Annotated in this window: 22 protein-coding genes and 1 pseudogene; 5 read left to right on the forward strand and 18 right to left on the reverse strand. The window is 41.1% G+C overall.

Features of this window, described 5'->3' with window-relative positions:
- The 12 genes and pseudogenes from DBR11_RS23570 to DBR11_RS23625 form a co-directional block, all read right to left on the reverse strand.
- Nucleotides 1-191: pseudogene (locus tag DBR11_RS23570) on the reverse strand (DUF4890 domain-containing protein); the annotation flags it as partial.
- Between the two features lie 160 nt (nucleotides 192-351).
- Nucleotides 352-879: an HAD family hydrolase gene (locus DBR11_RS23575; protein WP_108555047.1), complete on the reverse strand. Its 528-nt coding sequence runs from the start codon at nucleotides 877-879 to the stop codon at nucleotides 352-354.
- A gap of 3 nt (nucleotides 880-882) precedes the next feature.
- Nucleotides 883-1,125 (reverse strand): Fe-S cluster assembly protein IscX, encoded by a 243-nt coding sequence (iscX, locus tag DBR11_RS23580; RefSeq protein WP_108555048.1) that lies wholly within the window; start codon nucleotides 1,123-1,125, stop codon nucleotides 883-885.
- A gap of 20 nt (nucleotides 1,126-1,145) precedes the next feature.
- Entirely contained in the window at nucleotides 1,146-1,478 is a 333-nt protein-coding gene (locus tag DBR11_RS23585) for a 2Fe-2S iron-sulfur cluster-binding protein (protein ID WP_108555049.1), read from the reverse strand.
- A gap of 39 nt (nucleotides 1,479-1,517) precedes the next feature.
- A complete protein-coding gene (locus DBR11_RS23590; protein WP_108555050.1) occupies nucleotides 1,518-2,285 on the reverse strand; it encodes a Rossmann-like and DUF2520 domain-containing protein in 768 nt (255 codons plus the stop codon).
- Nucleotides 2,282-4,756, reverse strand: coding sequence for a cytochrome c biogenesis protein CcsA (gene ccsA, locus DBR11_RS23595; RefSeq protein WP_108555051.1), 2,475 nt, complete (start codon nucleotides 4,754-4,756; stop codon nucleotides 2,282-2,284). Before ccsA (DBR11_RS23595) ends, DBR11_RS23590 begins: the two co-directional genes overlap by 4 nt.
- A gap of 8 nt (nucleotides 4,757-4,764) precedes the next feature.
- On the reverse strand, nucleotides 4,765-5,175 hold the full coding sequence (locus tag DBR11_RS23600) for a cytochrome c maturation protein CcmE (protein ID WP_108555052.1): 411 nt from the start codon (nucleotides 5,173-5,175) through the stop codon (nucleotides 4,765-4,767).
- Between the two features lie 140 nt (nucleotides 5,176-5,315).
- Nucleotides 5,316-5,978 (reverse strand): peptide-methionine (S)-S-oxide reductase MsrA, encoded by a 663-nt coding sequence (msrA, locus tag DBR11_RS23605; protein WP_108555053.1) that lies wholly within the window; start codon nucleotides 5,976-5,978, stop codon nucleotides 5,316-5,318.
- A 108-nt stretch (nucleotides 5,979-6,086) separates the two neighbouring features.
- The gene (locus DBR11_RS23610) at nucleotides 6,087-7,508 is read right to left on the reverse strand and encodes a Glu/Leu/Phe/Val dehydrogenase (RefSeq protein ID WP_108555054.1); all 1,422 of its coding nucleotides are present in this window, start codon (nucleotides 7,506-7,508) and stop codon (nucleotides 6,087-6,089) included.
- A gap of 149 nt (nucleotides 7,509-7,657) precedes the next feature.
- The gene (locus DBR11_RS23615) at nucleotides 7,658-7,876 is read right to left on the reverse strand and encodes a CcmD family protein (RefSeq protein ID WP_108555055.1); all 219 of its coding nucleotides are present in this window, start codon (nucleotides 7,874-7,876) and stop codon (nucleotides 7,658-7,660) included.
- Nucleotide 7,877: 1 nt separating this feature from the next.
- Nucleotides 7,878-8,537, reverse strand: coding sequence for a cytochrome c biogenesis protein CcsA (gene ccsA / locus DBR11_RS23620; protein WP_108555067.1), 660 nt, complete (start codon nucleotides 8,535-8,537; stop codon nucleotides 7,878-7,880).
- A 14-nt stretch (nucleotides 8,538-8,551) separates the two neighbouring features.
- Nucleotides 8,552-9,214, reverse strand: coding sequence for a heme exporter protein CcmB (locus DBR11_RS23625; protein WP_108555056.1), 663 nt, complete (start codon nucleotides 9,212-9,214; stop codon nucleotides 8,552-8,554).
- Between the two features lie 120 nt (nucleotides 9,215-9,334).
- Between DBR11_RS23625 and DBR11_RS23630 the strand changes: the two genes are divergently transcribed.
- A complete protein-coding gene (locus DBR11_RS23630; protein WP_108555068.1) occupies nucleotides 9,335-9,850 on the forward strand; it encodes a DUF421 domain-containing protein in 516 nt (171 codons plus the stop codon).
- A gap of 9 nt (nucleotides 9,851-9,859) precedes the next feature.
- Here the strand turns inward: DBR11_RS23630 and DBR11_RS23635 are convergent, their stop codons facing one another.
- From DBR11_RS23635 to DBR11_RS23650, 4 genes are read right to left on the reverse strand one after another with little or no spacing between them, the layout of a single operon-like run.
- The gene (locus DBR11_RS23635; RefSeq protein WP_108555057.1) at nucleotides 9,860-10,270 is read right to left on the reverse strand and encodes a hypothetical protein; all 411 of its coding nucleotides are present in this window, start codon (nucleotides 10,268-10,270) and stop codon (nucleotides 9,860-9,862) included.
- 3 nt (nucleotides 10,271-10,273) lie between these two features.
- Nucleotides 10,274-10,606: a gliding motility protein GldC gene (gene gldC / locus DBR11_RS23640; RefSeq protein ID WP_108555058.1), complete on the reverse strand. Its 333-nt coding sequence runs from the start codon at nucleotides 10,604-10,606 to the stop codon at nucleotides 10,274-10,276.
- Between the two features lies 1 nt (nucleotide 10,607).
- Nucleotides 10,608-10,916: a hypothetical protein gene (locus DBR11_RS23645; RefSeq protein ID WP_108555059.1), complete on the reverse strand. Its 309-nt coding sequence runs from the start codon at nucleotides 10,914-10,916 to the stop codon at nucleotides 10,608-10,610.
- A complete protein-coding gene (locus DBR11_RS23650) occupies nucleotides 10,889-12,202 on the reverse strand; it encodes a DEAD/DEAH box helicase (RefSeq protein ID WP_108555060.1) in 1,314 nt (437 codons plus the stop codon). Before DBR11_RS23650 ends, DBR11_RS23645 begins: the two co-directional genes overlap by 28 nt.
- Before the next feature lie 87 nt (nucleotides 12,203-12,289).
- Between DBR11_RS23650 and DBR11_RS23655 the strand changes: the two genes are divergently transcribed.
- The 4 genes from DBR11_RS23655 (at nucleotide 12,290) to DBR11_RS23670 (ending at nucleotide 17,651) form a co-directional block, all read left to right on the forward strand.
- Nucleotides 12,290-13,624, forward strand: coding sequence for a dihydroorotase (locus DBR11_RS23655; protein ID WP_108555061.1), 1,335 nt, complete (start codon nucleotides 12,290-12,292; stop codon nucleotides 13,622-13,624).
- Nucleotides 13,624-14,715: a DUF3810 domain-containing protein gene (locus DBR11_RS23660; protein ID WP_108555062.1), complete on the forward strand. Its 1,092-nt coding sequence runs from the start codon at nucleotides 13,624-13,626 to the stop codon at nucleotides 14,713-14,715. Before DBR11_RS23655 ends, DBR11_RS23660 begins: the two co-directional genes overlap by 1 nt.
- Nucleotides 14,716-14,798: 83 nt before the next feature.
- Nucleotides 14,799-16,652, forward strand: coding sequence for a molecular chaperone DnaK (dnaK, locus tag DBR11_RS23665; RefSeq protein ID WP_108555063.1), 1,854 nt, complete (start codon nucleotides 14,799-14,801; stop codon nucleotides 16,650-16,652).
- Nucleotides 16,653-16,694: 42 nt separating this feature from the next.
- A complete protein-coding gene (locus DBR11_RS23670) occupies nucleotides 16,695-17,651 on the forward strand; it encodes a zinc dependent phospholipase C family protein (RefSeq protein WP_108555064.1) in 957 nt (318 codons plus the stop codon).
- On the opposite strand, the gene DBR11_RS23675 is transcribed toward DBR11_RS23670, so the two are convergent.
- Both DBR11_RS23675 and dnaN read right to left on the reverse strand, forming a co-directional pair.
- The gene (locus tag DBR11_RS23675) at nucleotides 17,648-18,307 is read right to left on the reverse strand and encodes a DedA family protein (protein WP_108555065.1); all 660 of its coding nucleotides are present in this window, start codon (nucleotides 18,305-18,307) and stop codon (nucleotides 17,648-17,650) included. The two genes, DBR11_RS23670 and DBR11_RS23675, sit on opposite strands and share 4 nt — an antisense overlap.
- A gap of 111 nt (nucleotides 18,308-18,418) precedes the next feature.
- Nucleotides 18,419-19,497: DNA polymerase III subunit beta (gene dnaN / locus DBR11_RS23680; protein ID WP_108555066.1), on the reverse strand; the 1,079-nt coding region annotated here is incomplete at its 5' end.

Consider the following 19,497-nt stretch of genomic DNA (forward strand, 5'->3'; position numbering starts at 1 on the left):
TGTGTAGCCTGATCGGTGTAAATGGCCAGTACTTTTGCTTTCTGATCGTCATTCAGACTTAATTTTTCGGCAAGTCTATCTGTAGATTTTTTAGCTCTTTCAGCCGGATCCGCCATTTTACGGCCGCCTTGTGCGTTTGCAAAAGTGATTACACTAAATAACAAACAAAAGATCATCAATAACTTTTTCATAATTTTTCTTTTTTTTTAGTTTTAATGCTGCTGAAATCTCCTTACCGGGATTCCCAATGTATGTGTTTTGTAATGGTTTAGAGGAAAAAGGGTACACAGGGTTTAATCACAAATTGTAATTAATTTGTTGCAGAAAAAAAAAGAAAGATTTTGATTGATTTTATTTGCCGGAATCGGCGGCAGAAGGGTTTTCATCAAACCACTTCTCTTGCACCCGAAGTACTTTTTCAATCACATCCCGAACGGCTGTGCGTCCGCCCTTTTGTGGAGAAATGTACATAGATATCGATTTGATCTCTTCAACAGCATCTGCCGGACAAGTCGGCAGGCCAACCCTTTTCATAACTTTATAATCAGGGATATCATCGCCCATATAAAGCACTTCATCATCTGTGATCTGATGCTGATGAAGAAAATCCTCGTAGACTTTAACTTTATCGGATACACCCAGATGAACATGTTTAATTCCAAGGCCATCAAAGCGTTTTTGCATGGCTGCACCGCTGCCACCAGAAATGATACAAACCTGATAGCCTTTTTTTACGGCCAACTGCAGGGCATAACCGTCTTTAATATTAAATGTGCGCAAAAACTCTCCGCTATCAGTTGCTAAGATATCGCCGTTGGTTAACACGCCATCTACATCGAAGATGAAAGTGCTGATCTCTTTGAGTTTTTGCAGAAACATTGTTTAACCCTGGTTATCTCTCCATTCATAAACCCAGGCAGACTGGATTTGCTCCAGATGGCCTTCATTACTTTCTTCTCTGGTTCCTTTAAAATTAGGCAGCTCCAGTACCCAGTCTATTAATTCTGTAAAGCGGATGCGGTAGATCTTAGCCTCATTAAAATCATCACCAAACTTTTCATACAGCTCCTGGGCTATATCTTCGTGGTCGTTCCAGTAAATAGGAAGCGCAAATTTATCTTGCATAAATGGTTGTTTCTATTTGATTAATGGCCTAAAAATTCTGATTGGTCTGGTATGGTCACCTCAATATCTCCATCAATGACTACACATTGGCAGCCCAGCCTTGAAGTGATCCTTGGACGAACAGCCCTGTCGATGAAATCTTCTTCTTTATCAGAGATTTCCTGGATATTGTCCATTCCCTTGGTCACATACACATGGCAGGTACTGCAACCGCATACGCCACCGCAGTTGTGCTGCAATTCTATTCCATGGTCAAGGCAAGCATCCAGTACCGATTCTCCACCGGTAATAGGAAGTTCAATTGGATCTTTACCTTGTTCTTCAAAATTTATTCTTAATTTAAAAATACTCATAATGTGTGTCAAAAATAAGAAGCAAAAACGGCAATTCGGTTATAGATATGTTTTTTTAATGCTTTTGCTTAGTGTTTTATAAATTTCTGCCAGTTCAGGCATGTCTTGTAGTAATTCAAGGTGTTTTTCCAGGGTTTGTTTGTCGTCACGAACAGCTGGTCCCGTCTGTACATCATAAGGCAAAGCTGTCTGTACTTTTTCCGCTGTTTCCAGGATCAAAGGCCTCAGCAAATCAAAACTGAGTTGGCTCTGCTCCAGGATTTCCTGGCCCAGGTGGTAAAGATGATTGGTAAAATTACAGGCAAATACAGCCGCCAGGTGCAGCAGTTTCCGGTCTGCACTGCTTACTTCGTATATCAGGGGGCTGATGGCTTTTGCAATTCCCTTGAGCAGAACCTGGCTTTCAGCTGTTCCGGCTTCGATACATAAAGGTATTTTGCTAAAATCTACTGCTTTACTTTTAGAAAAAGTTTGCAGCGGATAAAGCACCCCAAAATGCTTGATTTCAGCGGACTTAAATACATCTATAGAAGTTGCCCCTGAGGTATGGACAATGAGGCCCGCGACACCGTTTAGTGTGCCTGCTATCTCAGCAATAGCATCGTCCTTAACAGCAATAATATATATATCTGCATTCCTGTCTATTTCTTTAAGGTTGTCTGTTGCTCTTGCCCCTGTTTGCACAGCGAGCACCTCCGCATGATTTAAAGTTTTACTCCAGATTTGCAGGAACTCAGCACCTGTCGATTTAAAGGCCAGGGCCATGTGTGTGGCTACATTTCCAGATCCCAGGCAGACTATCCTCATCTTAACGGTTTTAGTTCTTTTTTCCTCCTTAAAATAGAAATAAAGAATCCGACAACCATCACAATAGTTCCTACCCAATATAAATTAATGTATGGGAATTCTATCGATTTAAATACCACCCAGTCTTTAGCTTGTTGCGGTTTTTCATACACCTGAAGCTCTACTTTTTTCTGATCCGGGATGATTTTCGTAAACCTGACACGAAGGCCAAGTTCATCTATATTTCTTGCAAAATCGAAAGTATTATTACCTTTTACCAGGAACAAAGGCTCTGTTTTATAGATTTTTCCGTTCAGGTTAATTTCCAATGGCAAACCAACAGCTACATCTTTAGCATCCAGTTTAAGATCTTTAGCTACAGGTTTAAAGTTCAGATTCTGAACCGTAATTACACCGCTGCTGGTATGGATCGTATCACCAGTACTTACGTTTAGTACCCTTGGTGCTTTATAGTTTTCTTCCTCTGAATGTCCGTCATGACCTGCATGCGCTGCTTGTTTATCCGGAGCACTGGTAATATGGGTGTAGATATCAAAAGTCAGGTAGTGCTTGGTATCAGGAGAGGCAATCAATCCCATCTTTTCATTCACCTGAACATGTGGGTTCAAGTCGAAATCTTCTTTAATGGCTCCGGTCTTTTCGTCCATTACTTTAAAGTTCAGCTTATAAAAAGTATTAGGCGCAACGGTTGTATCACTTACATAAGTAACCGTATACCGGCCCATCTTTTTAGGCTCATTTCTATACAAAACAATGTTCTGACCCGGTTTCTCTACTTTTTCAAAGTCCTTTACAGGGATGAAATTCGTATCGTTGATGGAAATCGGTTTACTGGTTGCAGCAGCGACTAAAGCCCCTAACAACAACAAGGCAAATCCCACATGGGCCACTGCAGCGCCAACCAATTTACCCTTGCCTCCAAAACCCTGTGCAACCACACGGGCATTAGACAAAATGGCAAACACGCAACTAAAGCTCAGCAAAATATACATCAGATTGTTATAAATATCTGTAACCCAAACAAACAAGGCCGTAACCACCAGGGAAATGATGATGGATGCGATCAGACTGCTGTAAAATTTACGGGTGTCTGTTCTCTTGTATTTTAAGAACTGTGAAAAACCAGATATAATGGTAACCAGAATGGCAAAAGGTGCCTGCCACTGGTTGTAATATTTAATAGCGTCTATTGGAGGTGCAAAATTGGTTCCAAAAGCCTTATTGAATACAGGAACTGAGGTGGAGAAAATGACCTGAATACAGGCTACTGTAACCACAAGGGCACCGATAAACATCCAGAACTCCCTGGAATAGGTTTCTTCATCTTTATTGGTGATCGGCAATTCTTTCCATCTGGAAATCAGCAGGTAGGTCGGAATGGCCAGGAATACCACATTATACAAGATCAGATGTCCAAACATGCCCAAGTCAGTAAAAGAGTGTACTGAGGTTTCACCCAAAATACCGCTTCTGGTTAAGAAGGATGCATACAGAACGAGGATAAAGCTCAGCAGTACCAGAACTATTGCAGTAAAGAAAGCATGTCCGGTATTCTTGTAAGCAATCATCACGTGTACCCCACCGATAAGCATAAGCCATGGGATCATCGATGCATTTTCTACAGGATCCCATGCCCAGAAGCCGCCGAAATTCAGTGCTTCATAAGCCCAGAATGAACCCATGATAATGCCGGTTCCCAGAATCATACAGGCAAATAAAGCCCAGGGCATGGCTGGTTTAACCCAGTCTTTATATTTACGCTGCCATAATCCGGCAACGGCATAAGCAAACGGAACCACCATACTGGCAAAGCCCAGAAAAAGGGTTGGCGGGTGGATCACCATCCAGTAGTTTTGAAGCAGTGGATTTAAACCACGTCCGTCGGTAATAAATTTAAGGTAGTTCTTGAAATTTTCAGGATTAGCAAAAACAACCGGTGCCATGTCTTTCAGATTGACTGCATCTCTAAGCAGGATGAAGGGTGAACTTCCAATGCGTTCACCAAAAATCTCCACGCCCAACAACATAGATGTTAAAAAGGCTTGCGAAAATGCAACCACAGTCATCACACCATTTTCCCAGTTTTTAGCTTTCCAGATCAGTATAACACCAAGCAGGGATTGCCAGAATGCCCAAAGCCAGAAGCTTCCCTCCTGTCCTTCCCAAAACGCAGAAACAATGTAATAAACAGGTAAAGCTTTTGAAGAATGGAAATAAACGTAATAATATTCATTAAAATGGTTCAGGATCAGGTAAAACAAAGTTGAACCTATACCTATAACACTCAGCCAGTTGATAACGAAAGCAATTCTTCCTATACGTTGCCATGATTTTTGCTCCTCGGGTTCTTTATTTTTTACAGCAAAGAAATAAGATAATGCTGAAAGCAAAGAGGCTGAAAACGCCAGAACAATAAGAAATTGCCCGATCTTGCCGGGAAGGAGGTTTTCTCCAACAAATTGTATATCCATTAAATATGTTAGTTGTATTGTTTTACTTGTCCGTCCTGCTTCACTTCCACAAGGTTATCATTGTATTTGGAAGGACATTTCATCAATATTTTAGAAGCGTAAAAAGTATCGTTTTTCATTTCCCCAATGAGGACAAGTTTTTCTGATCTTTCGAAATCCTGAGGTTTGGCACCATTATAAACCACTTTATTTACCTGTCCTTTGGAATCTTTCATATAAAAAGCAAAATGATTGGCATCTTTTTGTGCATCATAGTACATGCCTTTGTTTTTTTCCCAGTAGCCCATTACATGGAATTCTCTGGCATCTTTAGCGGCTTCCGTAAAGGTCGAATAATTACTGGTGTCAGCATTTAAGCTTACCAAAAACCCCACACAAATTGCGATTGTGATTAAGCCTATAATTGCACTTTTTCTCATGGATACTTACCTGTTAAAAGAATAACCACAAATATAAAAAATATACCCGCCTAATCACTTTGGAAAGCCCTCTATTCCAATTGATGACATTTTATTGATAGTTCTCTGACAAAAAGTAAACAATAAAAAACAGTGTTGCGCTAATGAAGATATTCCGGCCGGACCAGATCAGGCACATGAGTTCTCATTTTTAAGACTTTAGGCTTGGAAACCCGACGGATATAAGGCTCCCAGGAATGTATCCTGTAATAATCCTGATGTGCCATTTCAGCAGGATAAAATACTTCAAAAGGTTTTAATTCGGTAATTAATGGATCTGTATAGTAATTGCTTTGCTCTACCTTATCCATCACAGCTCTGATGATCTTATATTCTTGTGGAGAACGATAAAAGGCGATGGACCGATAATCAGTACCAAGATCAGGCCCTTGTCCGTCGATCTGGGTTGGGTCATGGGCATAAAAAAAGGCCAGTACCAATTGCTCATAACTAATTACAGAGGGATCGTAATATACTTGTACACTTTCTGCATGACCGGTATTTTTTGCAGAAACAGCAGTATAATCCGGGTTTCTGGTCTGCCCACCAGCATATCCACTAATCACTTTACGCACACCTTTGAGTTCCAGCATGCATTCCTGCATTGCCCAGAAACAACCTCCGGCAAAATCGGCTACCTTTTCATTTTTCTGAAGTGCCGGGAGGACAGCAAATCCATTATGGCTTTGCAAATGTTGGGTATCCGAGCTGCAGCCTCCCAAAAAAAGCAAGGCGGCAATCATAAAAAGGAGTTCTGGTCTCATGTGTCTTAAATATACGAAAGCTGACAGGGGAAGATCCTCATACTTGTGTAATAAAAAAAAGCCGCAGCGGGATTTCGCTACGGCTTTTTCTATCGGTTCAAGACCTGATTATGGCCAGATACCTAAATTCATGTAAGAAACAGCAATTTTATCAATTGAACCAACAAAAGCAGCTGTTCTTAAGGTCTGAACACCTGGTTTAATCATTAAAGTCTCTCTGATCTCATGATAAGAATGGATCATGGTATCTTCCAAACCTGAATTCACCAATTCCAACTCGGAAGCACCTTTAACCAGCATAGAACGATGTTCTGCAGGAATGCTTTTACCGGTTAATGTTTCCAGTGTATTGATCAGGTTGGCATTGGAATTTTCTGCATAACGGTTTTCCATACGTCCAAAAGCAACGTGAGAAAGGTTTTTCAACCATTCAAAGTAAGATACAGTTACACCACCAGCGTTGCAATACATATCCGGGATGATGATACCGCCCATTTCAGTGAAGATGGCTTCTGCTTCCGGAGTAGTTGGTCCGTTCGCGCCTTCAGCAATGATTTTAGCTTTGATATTTCTAATATTTTCTTCTGTGATCTGGTTCTCTAAAGCAGCAGGAACCAAAATATCACAAGGTTGCTCTAAACCTTCCATGGAATTTTTAAATTCTTTGGCACCAGGAAAACCAAGGATAGATCCGGTTAATTTACGGTGTGCAAATACTTCGTCAATGTTCATTCCATTTTCGTTGTAGATGGCACCTTCGAATTCGCAAAGACCAACGATGGTTGCGCCAAATTCTGCAAGGAATTTACCTGAATGATAACCTACGTTACCTAAACCCTGGATGATTACCTTTTTATCTCCTAAACCTGCTTTCAGACCGATTTTCTTCATGTCTTCAGCTACACTTACACATTCTCTTACGGCATAAGCTACACCGCGGCCAGTTGCCTCTTTACGGCCTCTGATGCCATGTAAGGCAATAGGTTTACCTGTAACGCAACCCAGAGCATCCAGTTGTCCTGGATTCATGGTCATATAAGTATCTGCAATCCAGCTCATTTCGCGTTCACCAGATCCATAATCAGGAGCAGGAACATCAATACCAGGACCGATAAAGTTCTTTTTAATTAATTCTGTAGTATAACGACGGGTAATGTTCTCCAATTCCCCTGTTGTATAGTTTTTTGGGTTGATTTTGATCCCTCCTTTTGCGCCTCCAAAAGGTACGTTAACGATAGCGCATTTGTAGGTCATTAAAGCAGCCAGTGCCATTACCTCATCTTCGTTTACCATATCGCTGTAACGGATACCACCTTTGGTTGGGCTCATATGGTGAGAGTGCTCTACACGCCAGGCGTCAATAACTTCAAATCCGTTCCCTCTGCGAATTGGAAACTGGAAACGATACACACTGTTACAAGCTTTGATTTGGGTAAGTAAACCTTCCGGATGGGAGGTGAATTGTGCGGCACTGTCAAAATTTTTACAAACATCTGTAAAAAAATTGGTCTCGTTTGCTGTATTAGCCATTATTTGTTTTTTATGAATTTGAAATAAGTTCTTATTCTTTGGTGCAAAATTGCATTAAAAAAAGTGATTAATGCAAATAAAAAACGACTTAGTGTATGCACAACACCACAGCTAAGATGCAGCAAAAACTGGCATTAAACAGTTTAAAATTAGTTTTTACCAGTAGATTTTTTTTCAATTTTTTTTAATCTGCGATCCAGCGAAAACAGATAAAACAACAATCCTGCCAGGATAATCACGATACAGAGCACGACAACGTATATTTTTCCATTGCTGCGCAGCACATCAGCCATCTCTACACTATCTGTCTGAGCAAACAGCTGCACAGAACTGAACAAAAGGGCTAAAGCCACTATAAACTTCTTCATGTTATGAATTTTGTTGGTTTTCTATGGAACGGATTCTAAAACGGATCGTATAAATCCAGTAACCGATGATAGACCAGCCGATAAAGGCGGGATACAACACCATGCGCATTCTTTCATCCAGATCATACTTGTTAAATCCCGGATTTCCACCATTGCCAGGATGCAAAGAATCTGATAACCTTGGTAAAACCAGGATCAATACAATCATCATTGGAAAGGCGAAAATATTATAAATGGCCGAGATCTTAGCCCTTTTTTGCTCCTCGTCAATCGCATTGCGTAAAATCAGATAGGCAAAATACAAAAGAATGGCCACAGCAGTAAAATTCTGTTTAACATCAAAACTCCAGTACTGGCCCCAGGTATATTTGGCCCAAAGAGAGCCCGTCACCAGTCCAAGTAAACTAAAGACTACACCAACATTAACACTCTCTACAGCCCGCAAATCGTCTGCCTGGTCACCGGTCAGCAGATGTTTAATGCTGTAAAAAACGGATATAGAAAAAAGTGTCAGCATGGCAAACCACATGGGCACATGAAAATAGAGGTTCCTGATGGTCTCATTTAAAATGGGCAGATGGGGTACACCCAACAGCAAACCAGCCACTGTTGTATATATAACAATTACAGATCCTAAAATCTTCCACCAGCTCTTGTACATAAATCCGTTCATATTTAATCGCGCCAAAGGTAAGGAAATAACAATAAAGATGCACAAATGGCCATTACATTAATCATCAGCAAAATACCGATCTCATCCAGGCTCACGCTTCTGTCCAGCCCGTCAATGGCATTCTTTGCCAGTCGGATCAGGACAATAAGTACAGGGATGATGACAGGAAAGCTTAGGATAGCCATGAGCATTCCACCATTACCAGCCTTACTAGCGATAGCCGAAACCATGGTAAAAATAGTAGAAAAGCTTAAACTTCCCAGTACAACAGCCACATAGAACATCAAAAAGTCGACTGGTACGTAACTAAAAACGGTCGTATACACGGCCAATGCTATCGTGGTCAATACCAACATCAGCAGGATATTATAAATCGTTTTGGCCAGGATAATAGCTATAGGGCTAGCCACTATATAACTATACAACTGCTGGCCTTTGGTTTCCTGTAAAAATCCTTTGGAAACACCGTTAATAGAAGAAAAAAGGATAATGATCCAAAATAAGGCATTCCAGGTGATTTTATTGTCAATGGTGATAAAAGACAGAAAGCATACAAATACCGAAGAGACCACATACAATAAAACACCATTTATGGCGTATTTTGATCGCCACTCCAACAGTATTTCTTTTTTAATAAGGTATTTTACCTGGTTTAATAAATGCATCTTGGGGCAAAGATAATTTTTAATCACTTATTTTTAATTGATTAGCACGGTTTGTAATTTAAATATCAATAATATTGTATTGCCATGATAAAATATGGCGGGGCACAAAAACATGAAGCAATGAACCCTTATTTAGATATTGCACTGCGGAGCCTGGCAGTATATGCCTTTATGCTGGTGGCCATCCGTCTGACTGGAAAAAAAGAGCTTTCGCAATTAAACACTACAGATGTTGTACTGATCCTTTTGATTAGTAATGCGGTTCAAAATGCAATGGTTGGGTCGGATTCGAGTTTGCTGGGTGGTCTTTGTGCTGCTGCTGTACTCTTCCTGCTCAACTATATCTTAAAGAAATTCATGTTTAAAAATAAACGTCTTCGTGACTTGGTCCTGCAAAAACCAGAGATCCTGATCCACGATGGAAAATTAGACTTTGACAAATTGAGTGCACTGGACATCACCAACGAAGAATTACAGGAAGCCTGCCGGGAACATGGTGTAGACCGTTACAGAGATGTTAAACTGGCTATTCTGGAGGCCGATGGCAATATTAGCATCATCAGTGGAGAAGGTTCACTAAAACATACACAGTATAAAAGAAAGAAAAAGAGAAAAGCCCTGGGTGGCTTAAATTAGAAACAGGCGCTAGATAACTGGCGCCTGTTCTGTATTAAATATTTTTGGTTTCCTGACACTGATCAGGCATAAGGTACCCGCAAAAATAACAAGCCAGCCCCATTTGTATTTGACCATACCGGCCGCAAAGTTGATGATCTTCTTGAAATGCACAAAGCTGAAATAATCGTGAGACTTAAAATAGACTCCCACCAGTGTAATGAGCACCAGTGCGATCCCAGCCCATCCGGCAAAACGGAGCAACCCTGCCTTCTGGAGCAAAGCACCAATCAGGGCTATGGTAACCAGGCAATAGAATACTGTAGCAAGCGTCTGATCAATATCAAAATAGTTCCAGTTGCCCATAATGGGCACCCTAATTAGCGGACATAAACCACCGGCAGCCATAATTACTGCACCTAAAATTCCCTGGATCCTCATTTTTTATTGTTGCGTAATACCCATTTTATCTGCAAAATGTGCGCAGTAATCTCTCAGGTCTTCTACAATTAATTTCTCGCCGGTCGCTTTCAGAAAGCTATCTCCCATAGTTTGCAGCGTTTCATAAAAAAATCTTTTCATTTCATCTACCGGCATATCCTTAGTCCAGAGATCAATCCGCAAAGAGTTTTTGTAATTGTGGTCCCACAGGGCAAGCATCATAGATTTTACCGCAACCTGCTCTTTAGTTTCTGAATCGGTTGATTCCCACAACAGGTTTTCGGGCACGTTATTATCATCCAGTTCTACGGTGATTTTTATTTCAGCTTTCTTCATTTTAAAATATGATGGTTTTTATAATAAGTATCAAAACTAGGGTAAACAAGACCAGGGTACACTCTATCACCCACAACTTTTTCAGCGAGGGAATGGCCTTCCGGAAGATCAGATCTGAGACAATAGCCACCAGGCAAGCGAATAAACAAAGCAAAGCAAACAACCAGTTCACTTTCTTTTCGATGCCCGCTCCTGAACTACCTCCCGTCAGAAAAAAATAAGCAGCAACCAGACTTCCCGCAGCAAGGATATTCAGCGGCGTAAGCCTGATGGCAGAATGCTTTACTTTTTGAACTTCTTTTTCTTCCATGGAGGTGTCCTGTCGTTTTTCTTTCCGGCCGGTGGAAATATTTTCTTCTTTTCATGAAATGCTCCTTTAAAATCAGGATCATCCTTTCTTTTCTGAAGATCTATTTCCTTTGCGATGGCTTGTCTTTCTTCATATGGTGTTTCTTCCACAAAAACTTCAGGCGGCAAAGCTACAACAGGAATCTGTTGTCTGATTAATTTTTCTATCTTCCGGATGTAATATTTTTCAGCTTCTGTACAAAAAGTAAGTGCCTCTCCAGTTGAGAAGGCTCTTCCTGTACGTCCGATCCGGTGTACATAATCTTCAATGATGATGGGCACATCAAAATTAATCACGTGACTTACCTCACTGACATCAATTCCACGGGAAGCCACATCGGTAGCAACAAGTACACGAATATTTCCTTCTTTGAAACTGTTAATGGAGTTGATCCGTGTATTTTGTCCTTTGTTGGCATGGATCACCCGAACCGCTTCTGGTCCGAATCTACGCTCAATAAAGCTAAAAATATTATCGGCCACTGTTTTAGTTTTGCAGAAGATGATGAGCCTTTTTACTTCCTCATCATTTTTAAGCAGGAACTGCAGCAGGTTGATTTTGGTTTTGAAATTAGGCACCTCGTACAGAGACTGGGTTACCGTAGAAGCCGGCGTTGCTTGAGCCGAAGCTTCAATAATGGTTGGGTGTTTTAGAAAATCTCCTGCAATTTTCTGCACCAGATCACTCATGGTGGCGGAGAACAGCAAGTTTTGTCTTCTGCGGGGAACGACCTCTAATATCCGGTGGATGGAACCTATAAAGCCCATATCCATCATTTTATCGGCTTCATCCAGCACTAAGAATTTCAAATATTGGGTGTTGATATGTCCGGCCAGATAAAGGTCTAAAAATCTTCCTGGTGTGGCAATGATCAAATCAGCACCTCCTTTAAGTTTCTCTATCTGAGTTTTTGGGCCAATTCCACCGTAGATGACTACAGAACGGAGGTCCGTATATTTGGAAAACAGCTGTACCTGTTCTGCAATCTGCATAGCAAGTTCCCTGGTTGGAGCAAGAATTAAAGCCCTTGCGGAGTCGCCCTGTGCATATTTTAACTGCATAAGCATAGGCAAAACATAGGCGGCAGTTTTTCCGGTCCCTGTTTCCGCAATTCCAAAGATATCCTGTCCGGAGAGTACCGGCGCAATGGCTTTTTCCTGTATTGGGGTGGCAACAGTAAACCCCGCGTCCTCCACGGCATTTAAGATCTGTCGGTTAAGATTAAATTCTTCGAATTTTTTGGGCATTTTGCAAATATACTATTATTTATAGGATGGATAAAATAGAGCAGGCAGCTGCCTGCCTTTAAAATTATTTTTTCTAAGTTTGGCAACATGAATACCATTTTGATAAAAGCAGCTTCTTTAGTCAATGAAGGCAGGATATTTGTGGCAGATGTCCTTATAAAAGACGGATTTATAGAAAAAATTGCCCCGGTCATTGACCAGCAGGCGAACCAGGTGATTAACGCAGAAGGCTTGTACCTGCTGCCAGGCATGATTGATGACCAGGTACACTTCAGAGAACCCGGTCTGACCCATAAAGCAGATATCTTTTCTGAAAGCATGGCCGCTGTAGCTGGCGGGATCACCTCGTTTATGGAAATGCCCAACACTGTTCCAAATACATTAACCCAGGAACTGTTGCAAGACAAGTACAAGATTGCCTCTGATGTATCACTGGCCAATTATTCGTTCTTTATGGGTGCATCTAATGATAACCTGGAAGAGGTTCTTAAAACAGACCCTAAAAATGTATGCGGTATTAAGGTCTTCATGGGTTCATCAACTGGCAATATGCTGGTTGACAATGCAAAAGTTTTAGAGAACCTGTTTAAAGAGGCTCCTATGCTGATTGCTACGCACTGCGAAGACGAACAGACCATACGCCGTAACATGGCCATATATAAAGAAAAATACGGGGATCAAATCACCATCGATATGCATCCCCTGATCAGGAGTGCTGAGGCCTGCTATATATCCTCTTCTATGGCTGTTGAGCTGGCTAAAAAGCACAATACCCGTTTGCACATCTTACACATCTCTACAGCCAGAGAAGTTGCGCTGTTCGACAGCAAGACAGCTTTGAAGGATAAAAGAATTACAGCCGAAGCCTGTGTACATCACCTTTGGTTTGATGACCGGGACTATGCCGAAAAAGGAAACTGGATTAAATGGAATCCGGCTGTAAAAACCGAGCAGGATAAAGATGCCATTTTAAAAGGTGTACTGGATGGCCATATTGACATTATTGCAACAGACCATGCTCCGCATACTATCGAAGAGAAAGAGCAGCCCTATTTGCAGGCCCCGTCCGGCGGCCCTTTGGTACAACATGCACTCTCTGCTTTATTAGAGATGTATCATCAGAAAAAAATAACCCTGGAACAGATTGCTGAAAAGACAGCGCACAATGTGGCCACTTGTTTCAATATTGACCGAAGGGGCTTTATCAGAGAGGGTTATTGGGCAGATCTCGTATTGGTAAACCTGAATGACCCGGTCAAAGTAACCCGTGCAAACCTTTGGTATAAGTGCGGATGGTCCCCTTTTGAAGGTCAGGTTTTCCAATCGGACATTACGCATACCTTTGTATCTGGTAACCTTGCCTACCATAAAGGAAAATTCACCACGAATGAGAAAGGACACCGCCTAACCTTTAACAGATAATGAACAAAACCTATAAACCTGCTTTAAGGCAATTTCTTATCGAACTTGTCCTGGCAGGTTTTATTTTTGCCTGGGGCCTGAGCAGTAGTTTAACTGAAACGTGGTATTCCGATGGTCTTTATCCGGTTATTTCCGTTGCCTTAAGATCGGTAAGTTTTCTCTTCCCATTTGCGTTGGGCGACTTTTTGTACCTGCTGCTGATTGGCTATATGGCCTGGAAACTTTGGTTCTTCATTAAAGCACTATACCGAAAACGGCTTGAGCACCAGCACCGCGTAATGGTTCCCTTACAGTTCTTGAACTTTTTACTGATCCTCTATATTGCTTTTAAGTTACTTTGGGGCCTAAATTATTCCAGGCCATCTGTATCTTCTACTCTGGCCATCGGCCACAAAAAATACAACGTAAAGGAACTGGTAATGCTTGGGAATTTTTTAATTGGCCGGATTAATGAATTACAGCGACAGAAAGACAGCTTACCTGCTGATCAAAAAACAGCTTACACCATTGCCGAACTTCGCCAAGGCGCCAAACAGTCCTATGATCTGATGGCGCAGCAACAAGCATTTTTCGATTATTCCCAGCCTTCGGTAAAACCCGTACTCAACAGCTGGGTAATTACTAAGATTGGAATAGAAGGTTATTACAGCCCCCTCTCCGGAGAAGCCAATGTGAATATGCGCATTCCTCCTACCGAACTGCCTTTTATTACCTGCCACGAAATTGCACACCAGATTGGTGTAGCCAGAGAAGATGAAGCCAACCTGGTGGGATATCTGGTTTCCACCAGCAGTCCCGATCCTAACTTTCGCTATTCTGGATACTATTCAATATTAAGAAATGTACTGTTCGAAATCCGTATGAAATCTCCCGATGATTATAAGATCTTATATAAAACCATTAACCCCAACGTACTTCTAAACTACAAAAAAGACCGGGAATTCTGGAGAAAATATAATGGCGAGATGGTCGATTATTTTGGAGCAGCCTTTGATAATTTTTTAAAATTAAACAATCAAAAGAAAGGGTTGAACAGTTACCAGGATATTGTACTCTGGGTATATAATTTTCATGAGAAAGAATTAAAATAAGATGGAAGGCTTTCATCACCAAAACATCAAATTAGCGGTTTAAATAAGAAAAGCATTAAAAACATTCCTAAATTTGCCAGACTATGGCAAAAATATCCATTAACCTGGCAACAGGTTCTTTACAACAAGAAGAGATCATCGTTGGAATTGATTTAGGAACAACAAACAGTTTGGTTGCTTTTATCAATCCTGAAAAACATCCGCAAGTGATCAATGACCTGGGCAAAGGTCTTCTGGTACCCTCAGTGGTTCATTTTAATGCCCAGGGCGATGCCCTTGTTGGAAATGATGCCAAAGAATTTTTAATTACAGACCCAGAAAACACCATTTTTTCTGTAAAACGCTTGCTTGGCCGTTCTTATAAGGATGTAGCCAGCCACCAGGATACCTTTTCATACAAGATCATTGATGATGATCGGGATGCATTGGTAAAGATCAAAGCCGGAAACAGGTTCTATACCCCAATCGAATTATCAGCAGAAATCCTGAAGGAACTTAAGAGCCGGGCAGAGCATGCCTTAAAAACACCGGTAAACCGGGCTGTAATTACAGTTCCGGCCTATTTTAACGATAGCCAGCGTCAGGCAACCCGTGATGCGGGCAAGTTGGCCGGTCTGGATGTTTTAAGAATTGTAAACGAACCAACTGCAGCAAGTTTAGCCTATGGACTGGGCCTGGACCCTGCTCAGCAGAAAACCATTGCCGTATATGATCTTGGCGGAGGCACATTTGATGTCTCTATTTTATCCATTCAAAATGGAATCTTCGAAGTTCTGGCAACGAATGGGAATACCTTCCTGGGCGGTGATGATTTTGACCGGGCTATTGTCCATTACTGGGTTAAAAAAAACAAACTGGACCAGCAACAACTGAAAGACGATGCAGGCCTGATGCAACAGCTCCGCTTAAAGGCAGAAGAGGCAAAAAAGGCTCTGTCTACACAGAATTTATTCAATGAAAAACTGGGTGACATCTGGTGCAGCATAGACAAAAACACATTTGAAGACTTGATTTCTTCTAAAGTTGAACAAACGCTGGACTCTTGCAGGCAAGCCCTTAAGGATGCAAAACTCAGTGCCGCTGATATTGACGAAGTAGTACTGGTGGGTGGTTCTACCAGAACTCCACTAGTTAAAAAACAAGTCAGTGCTTTTTTTAACCGCGAACCCCATGATCAGATCAATCCGGATGAAGTAGTTGCTCTTGGCGCTGCAATACAGGCTGATATTCTTGCGGGAAACCGCTCTGACATCCTTTTACTCGATGTTACCCCACTGTCTTTAGGTATAGAGACTATGGGTGGATTGATGGACGTGATCATCGCCAGAAATGCGAAAGTACCTACAAAAGCAGGCAGACAATATACCACCTCTATCGATGGTCAGGTCAATATGAAAATATCCGTTTTCCAGGGCGAACGTGACCTGGTACAAGAAAACAGAAAATTAGCCGAATTTGATTTAAAAGGAATTCCATCTATGCCTGCGGGATTACCTAAAGTGGATATTAATTTCATCTTAAATGCAGATGGTATCTTAACTGTTCAGGCCATTGAACTGCGCTCAGGAGTTAAACAAGAGATTGAAGTTATTCCTTCTTATGGTTTAACGGATGATGCTGTAGAAAAAATGCTGATTGACAGTATTACTTATGCAAAGAGTGATGTAGAGCAGCGTATGCTAATTGAAGCCAAAGGCGAAGGGGAACAACTGGTTTATACCGCAGAACGTTTTGTAGAAAAGAACGGACAGGTTCTGACTGAAGAAGAAAGAATAGATACTTTGACCCATATTGAAGCCTTGAAATCTGCGTTACAGACTGGTGTTAAAGATGAGATCCTTAAAAAAGCAGATGAGCTTAACGAATTTACCAGGCCATTTGCCGAGCGCTTAATGGACCTCGCTGTAGCACAGGCAATGAAGGGTAAATCTATTTAAGACATAGCAAATATCCCATTCCCGATCGTTAGTTTTACGTAAATGAAGCAAGTCTTTATTTATGTAATCCTGGCAGGAGTACTCCTGATTTCCGGATCCTGGGGATTTTATGCCCATAGGCAAATCAACCGTCTGGCCGTATTTACCCTGCCTAAGGGCATCAGCCGGTTTTACAAATCCAATATTAGTTATTTGTCAGATCACGCGGTTGATCCGGATAAAAGAAGATATGCAGACACGGCAGAAGCTCCAAGACATTATCTCGATGTGGAGGCTTATGACAACTGTATAGACAGTATTCCAAGAAAATGGGACTTTGCTTTAAAAAAATATGGCAGGAAAATGCTCCAGGAAAATGGGATACTCCCCTGGCATATCCACCAAAGCTATCTGAAACTGGTCAGTGCCTTCAAACAAAAGGATTCTGTTAAAATATTGGCCTGTTCTGCACAATTGGGGCATTACATTGCCGATGCGCATGTACCACTGCATACCACCAGCAACCACAATGGGCAGCTCACAAACCAGGTGGGCATCCATGCTTTCTGGGAAAGCAGATTACCGGAGCTCTATGCTGATGGTTATAATTACCGTGTTGGTAAGGCCATTTACATTGCCCAACCATTGCAGCAGGCTTGGAATATGGTAAGCCATACGCACACCTTAGTAGATTCAGTTTTGAAACTGGAAGCCAGGTTAAGTTTGAGTTTTCCCCGCTATAGAAAATACAGTTTTTCCAAAAGAAAAGGCGTGCTAACCAGGCAATACTCCGAAGATTATTCCAAAGCCTATCATCAGGCCATGAACCACATGGTAGAACGTCAGATGCGCTTGGCTGTCCTGTTCATTGGCTCCTTCTGGTATTCTGCATGGATTGATGCAGGCCAGCCAGACCTGGAGCAACTCAAAAGAATTGACCCTAGGTCAGAAGAAAGACAAAAAGAAGCCTTAGAAAACTTAAAATATGAAAAGGGATCAATTATCGGACGTGAATACTAGACCGTTTTATTTTCCTTCTTTTTCAATTTTGATTTAACAGCAGCCAGTATTGCGGGAAGGAATGTAACCACAGCAATCACAATGATCACGATATCGAAATTCTTTTTCACAACAGGAATCTGGCCAATGAAATAACCTGCCAGCAATAAACTCGCAATCCAGGCCACACCTCCAATAACATTGTAAAAAGTGAACCTGCCAAATGGCATTTTGGCAACTCCGGCAACAAATGGGGCTATTGTTCTGAAAATAGGCAGGAAACGACTAAAAATGATCGCCTTACCGCCATGCTTTTCAAAAAACTCATGCGATTGGTGATAATATTCGAGTTTCAGTATTTTGTTTTTTTCGCTAAACACCCTTATTCCCAGAATACTACCCAGTTTATAGTTTAAACTGTTACCAAGAATAGCAGCAGCAATAAGGATCAGCAACATTACCCAAATATTTAATCCTGTATTTTCTCCGGCAATTAAAGTACCCATAGCAAACAACAGGGAGTCTCCAGGTAGAAATGGAGTAACAACAAATCCTGTCTCTGCAAAAATGATCAGAAAAAGGATAAGATAAGTCCAGGTTTGGTAATCCCTGATGATCTCCTCCAGGTGTTTATCAATATGGAGAATAAAGTCTAATAATTGTGAGAAAAGTTCCAAGGCAGTATAATTAAATCCAAAAATAGGAATATCAGGGTATTTACCATAAGCATTATATAAAAAATGGCTTATTTAATACAAGCCATTTTTTATATAACTGAAATAAATATATTAGTTATAGCTGTTCAGCATGACCGGCATCACCAGCATCAGAACATCTTCATTTTCATCATTGGTTTGCGGGATCAACAGTCCTGCACGGTTTGGTGTAGAAAGTTCCAAAGTTACTTCCTCACCAGAAAGATTGCTCAGCATCTCAATTAAGAATTTTGCATTGAAACCAATTTCAAGGTCTTCTCCTTCGTACTGGCAGCTTAAACGTTCATGCGCTTCATTTGCAAAATCAAGATCTTCTGAAGATATGTTCAATTCGCTTCCACTGATCTTCAAACGAACCTGATGTGTGGTTTTATTAGCAAAAATAACCACCCTTCTTAGGGTATTCAAGAACAAAGCACGATCGATGACCAGTTTATTTGGATTGTTGGCAGGAATAACGGCTTCGTAATCCGGATAACGCTCATCAATCAGACGGCAAACCAGGTTAATGTTCTCAAATTTAAAAAACGCACTGGTTGCATTGTAATCAACAGATACGTTAATATCTCCGTTTGGCAATGCAGCTTTTAACAAGGTCAGGGCTTTTTTAGGCAAAATGAAGGAAGTAGTTTTATCCGCTTTGCTATCCATTCTTCTGTATCTAACCAATTTATGGGCATCAGTTGCTACAAAAGTGATGTGCTGATCAGACAACTGACAAAACACACCAGTCATTGCCGGACGCAACTCATCGTTACTTACCGCAAAAATGGTTTTGGTAATAGCCTCAGTTAATACAGATGCCGGCAAATTTACAGAAGAAGCATTCTCTACAATCGGAATTTTAGGGAAATCATCTCCGTTTTCTCCGCTTAATTTATATTTACCATCACCTGCACTGATCTCAATAGAGAAAGAATTATCATCAATATTAAAAGAAATAGGCTGATCTGGAAGGGTTTTCAAAGTATCCAGTAAAATTCTGGCCGGCACTGCTACTTTACCGCCTTCTTTTGACTCTACCGGTAAGGAGGTCGTCATACTGGTTTGCAGATCCGTAGCTGAAATGGTTAAGTTGCCTTCTTTAATTTCAAAAAGGAAGTTCTCCAATATAGGCAAAACAGTACTGCTGCTGGACGCACCATTAACCG

The sequence above is a fragment of the Pedobacter sp. HMWF019 genome, assembly GCF_003061025.1.
Taxonomy (GTDB): domain Bacteria; phylum Bacteroidota; class Bacteroidia; order Sphingobacteriales; family Sphingobacteriaceae; genus Pedobacter.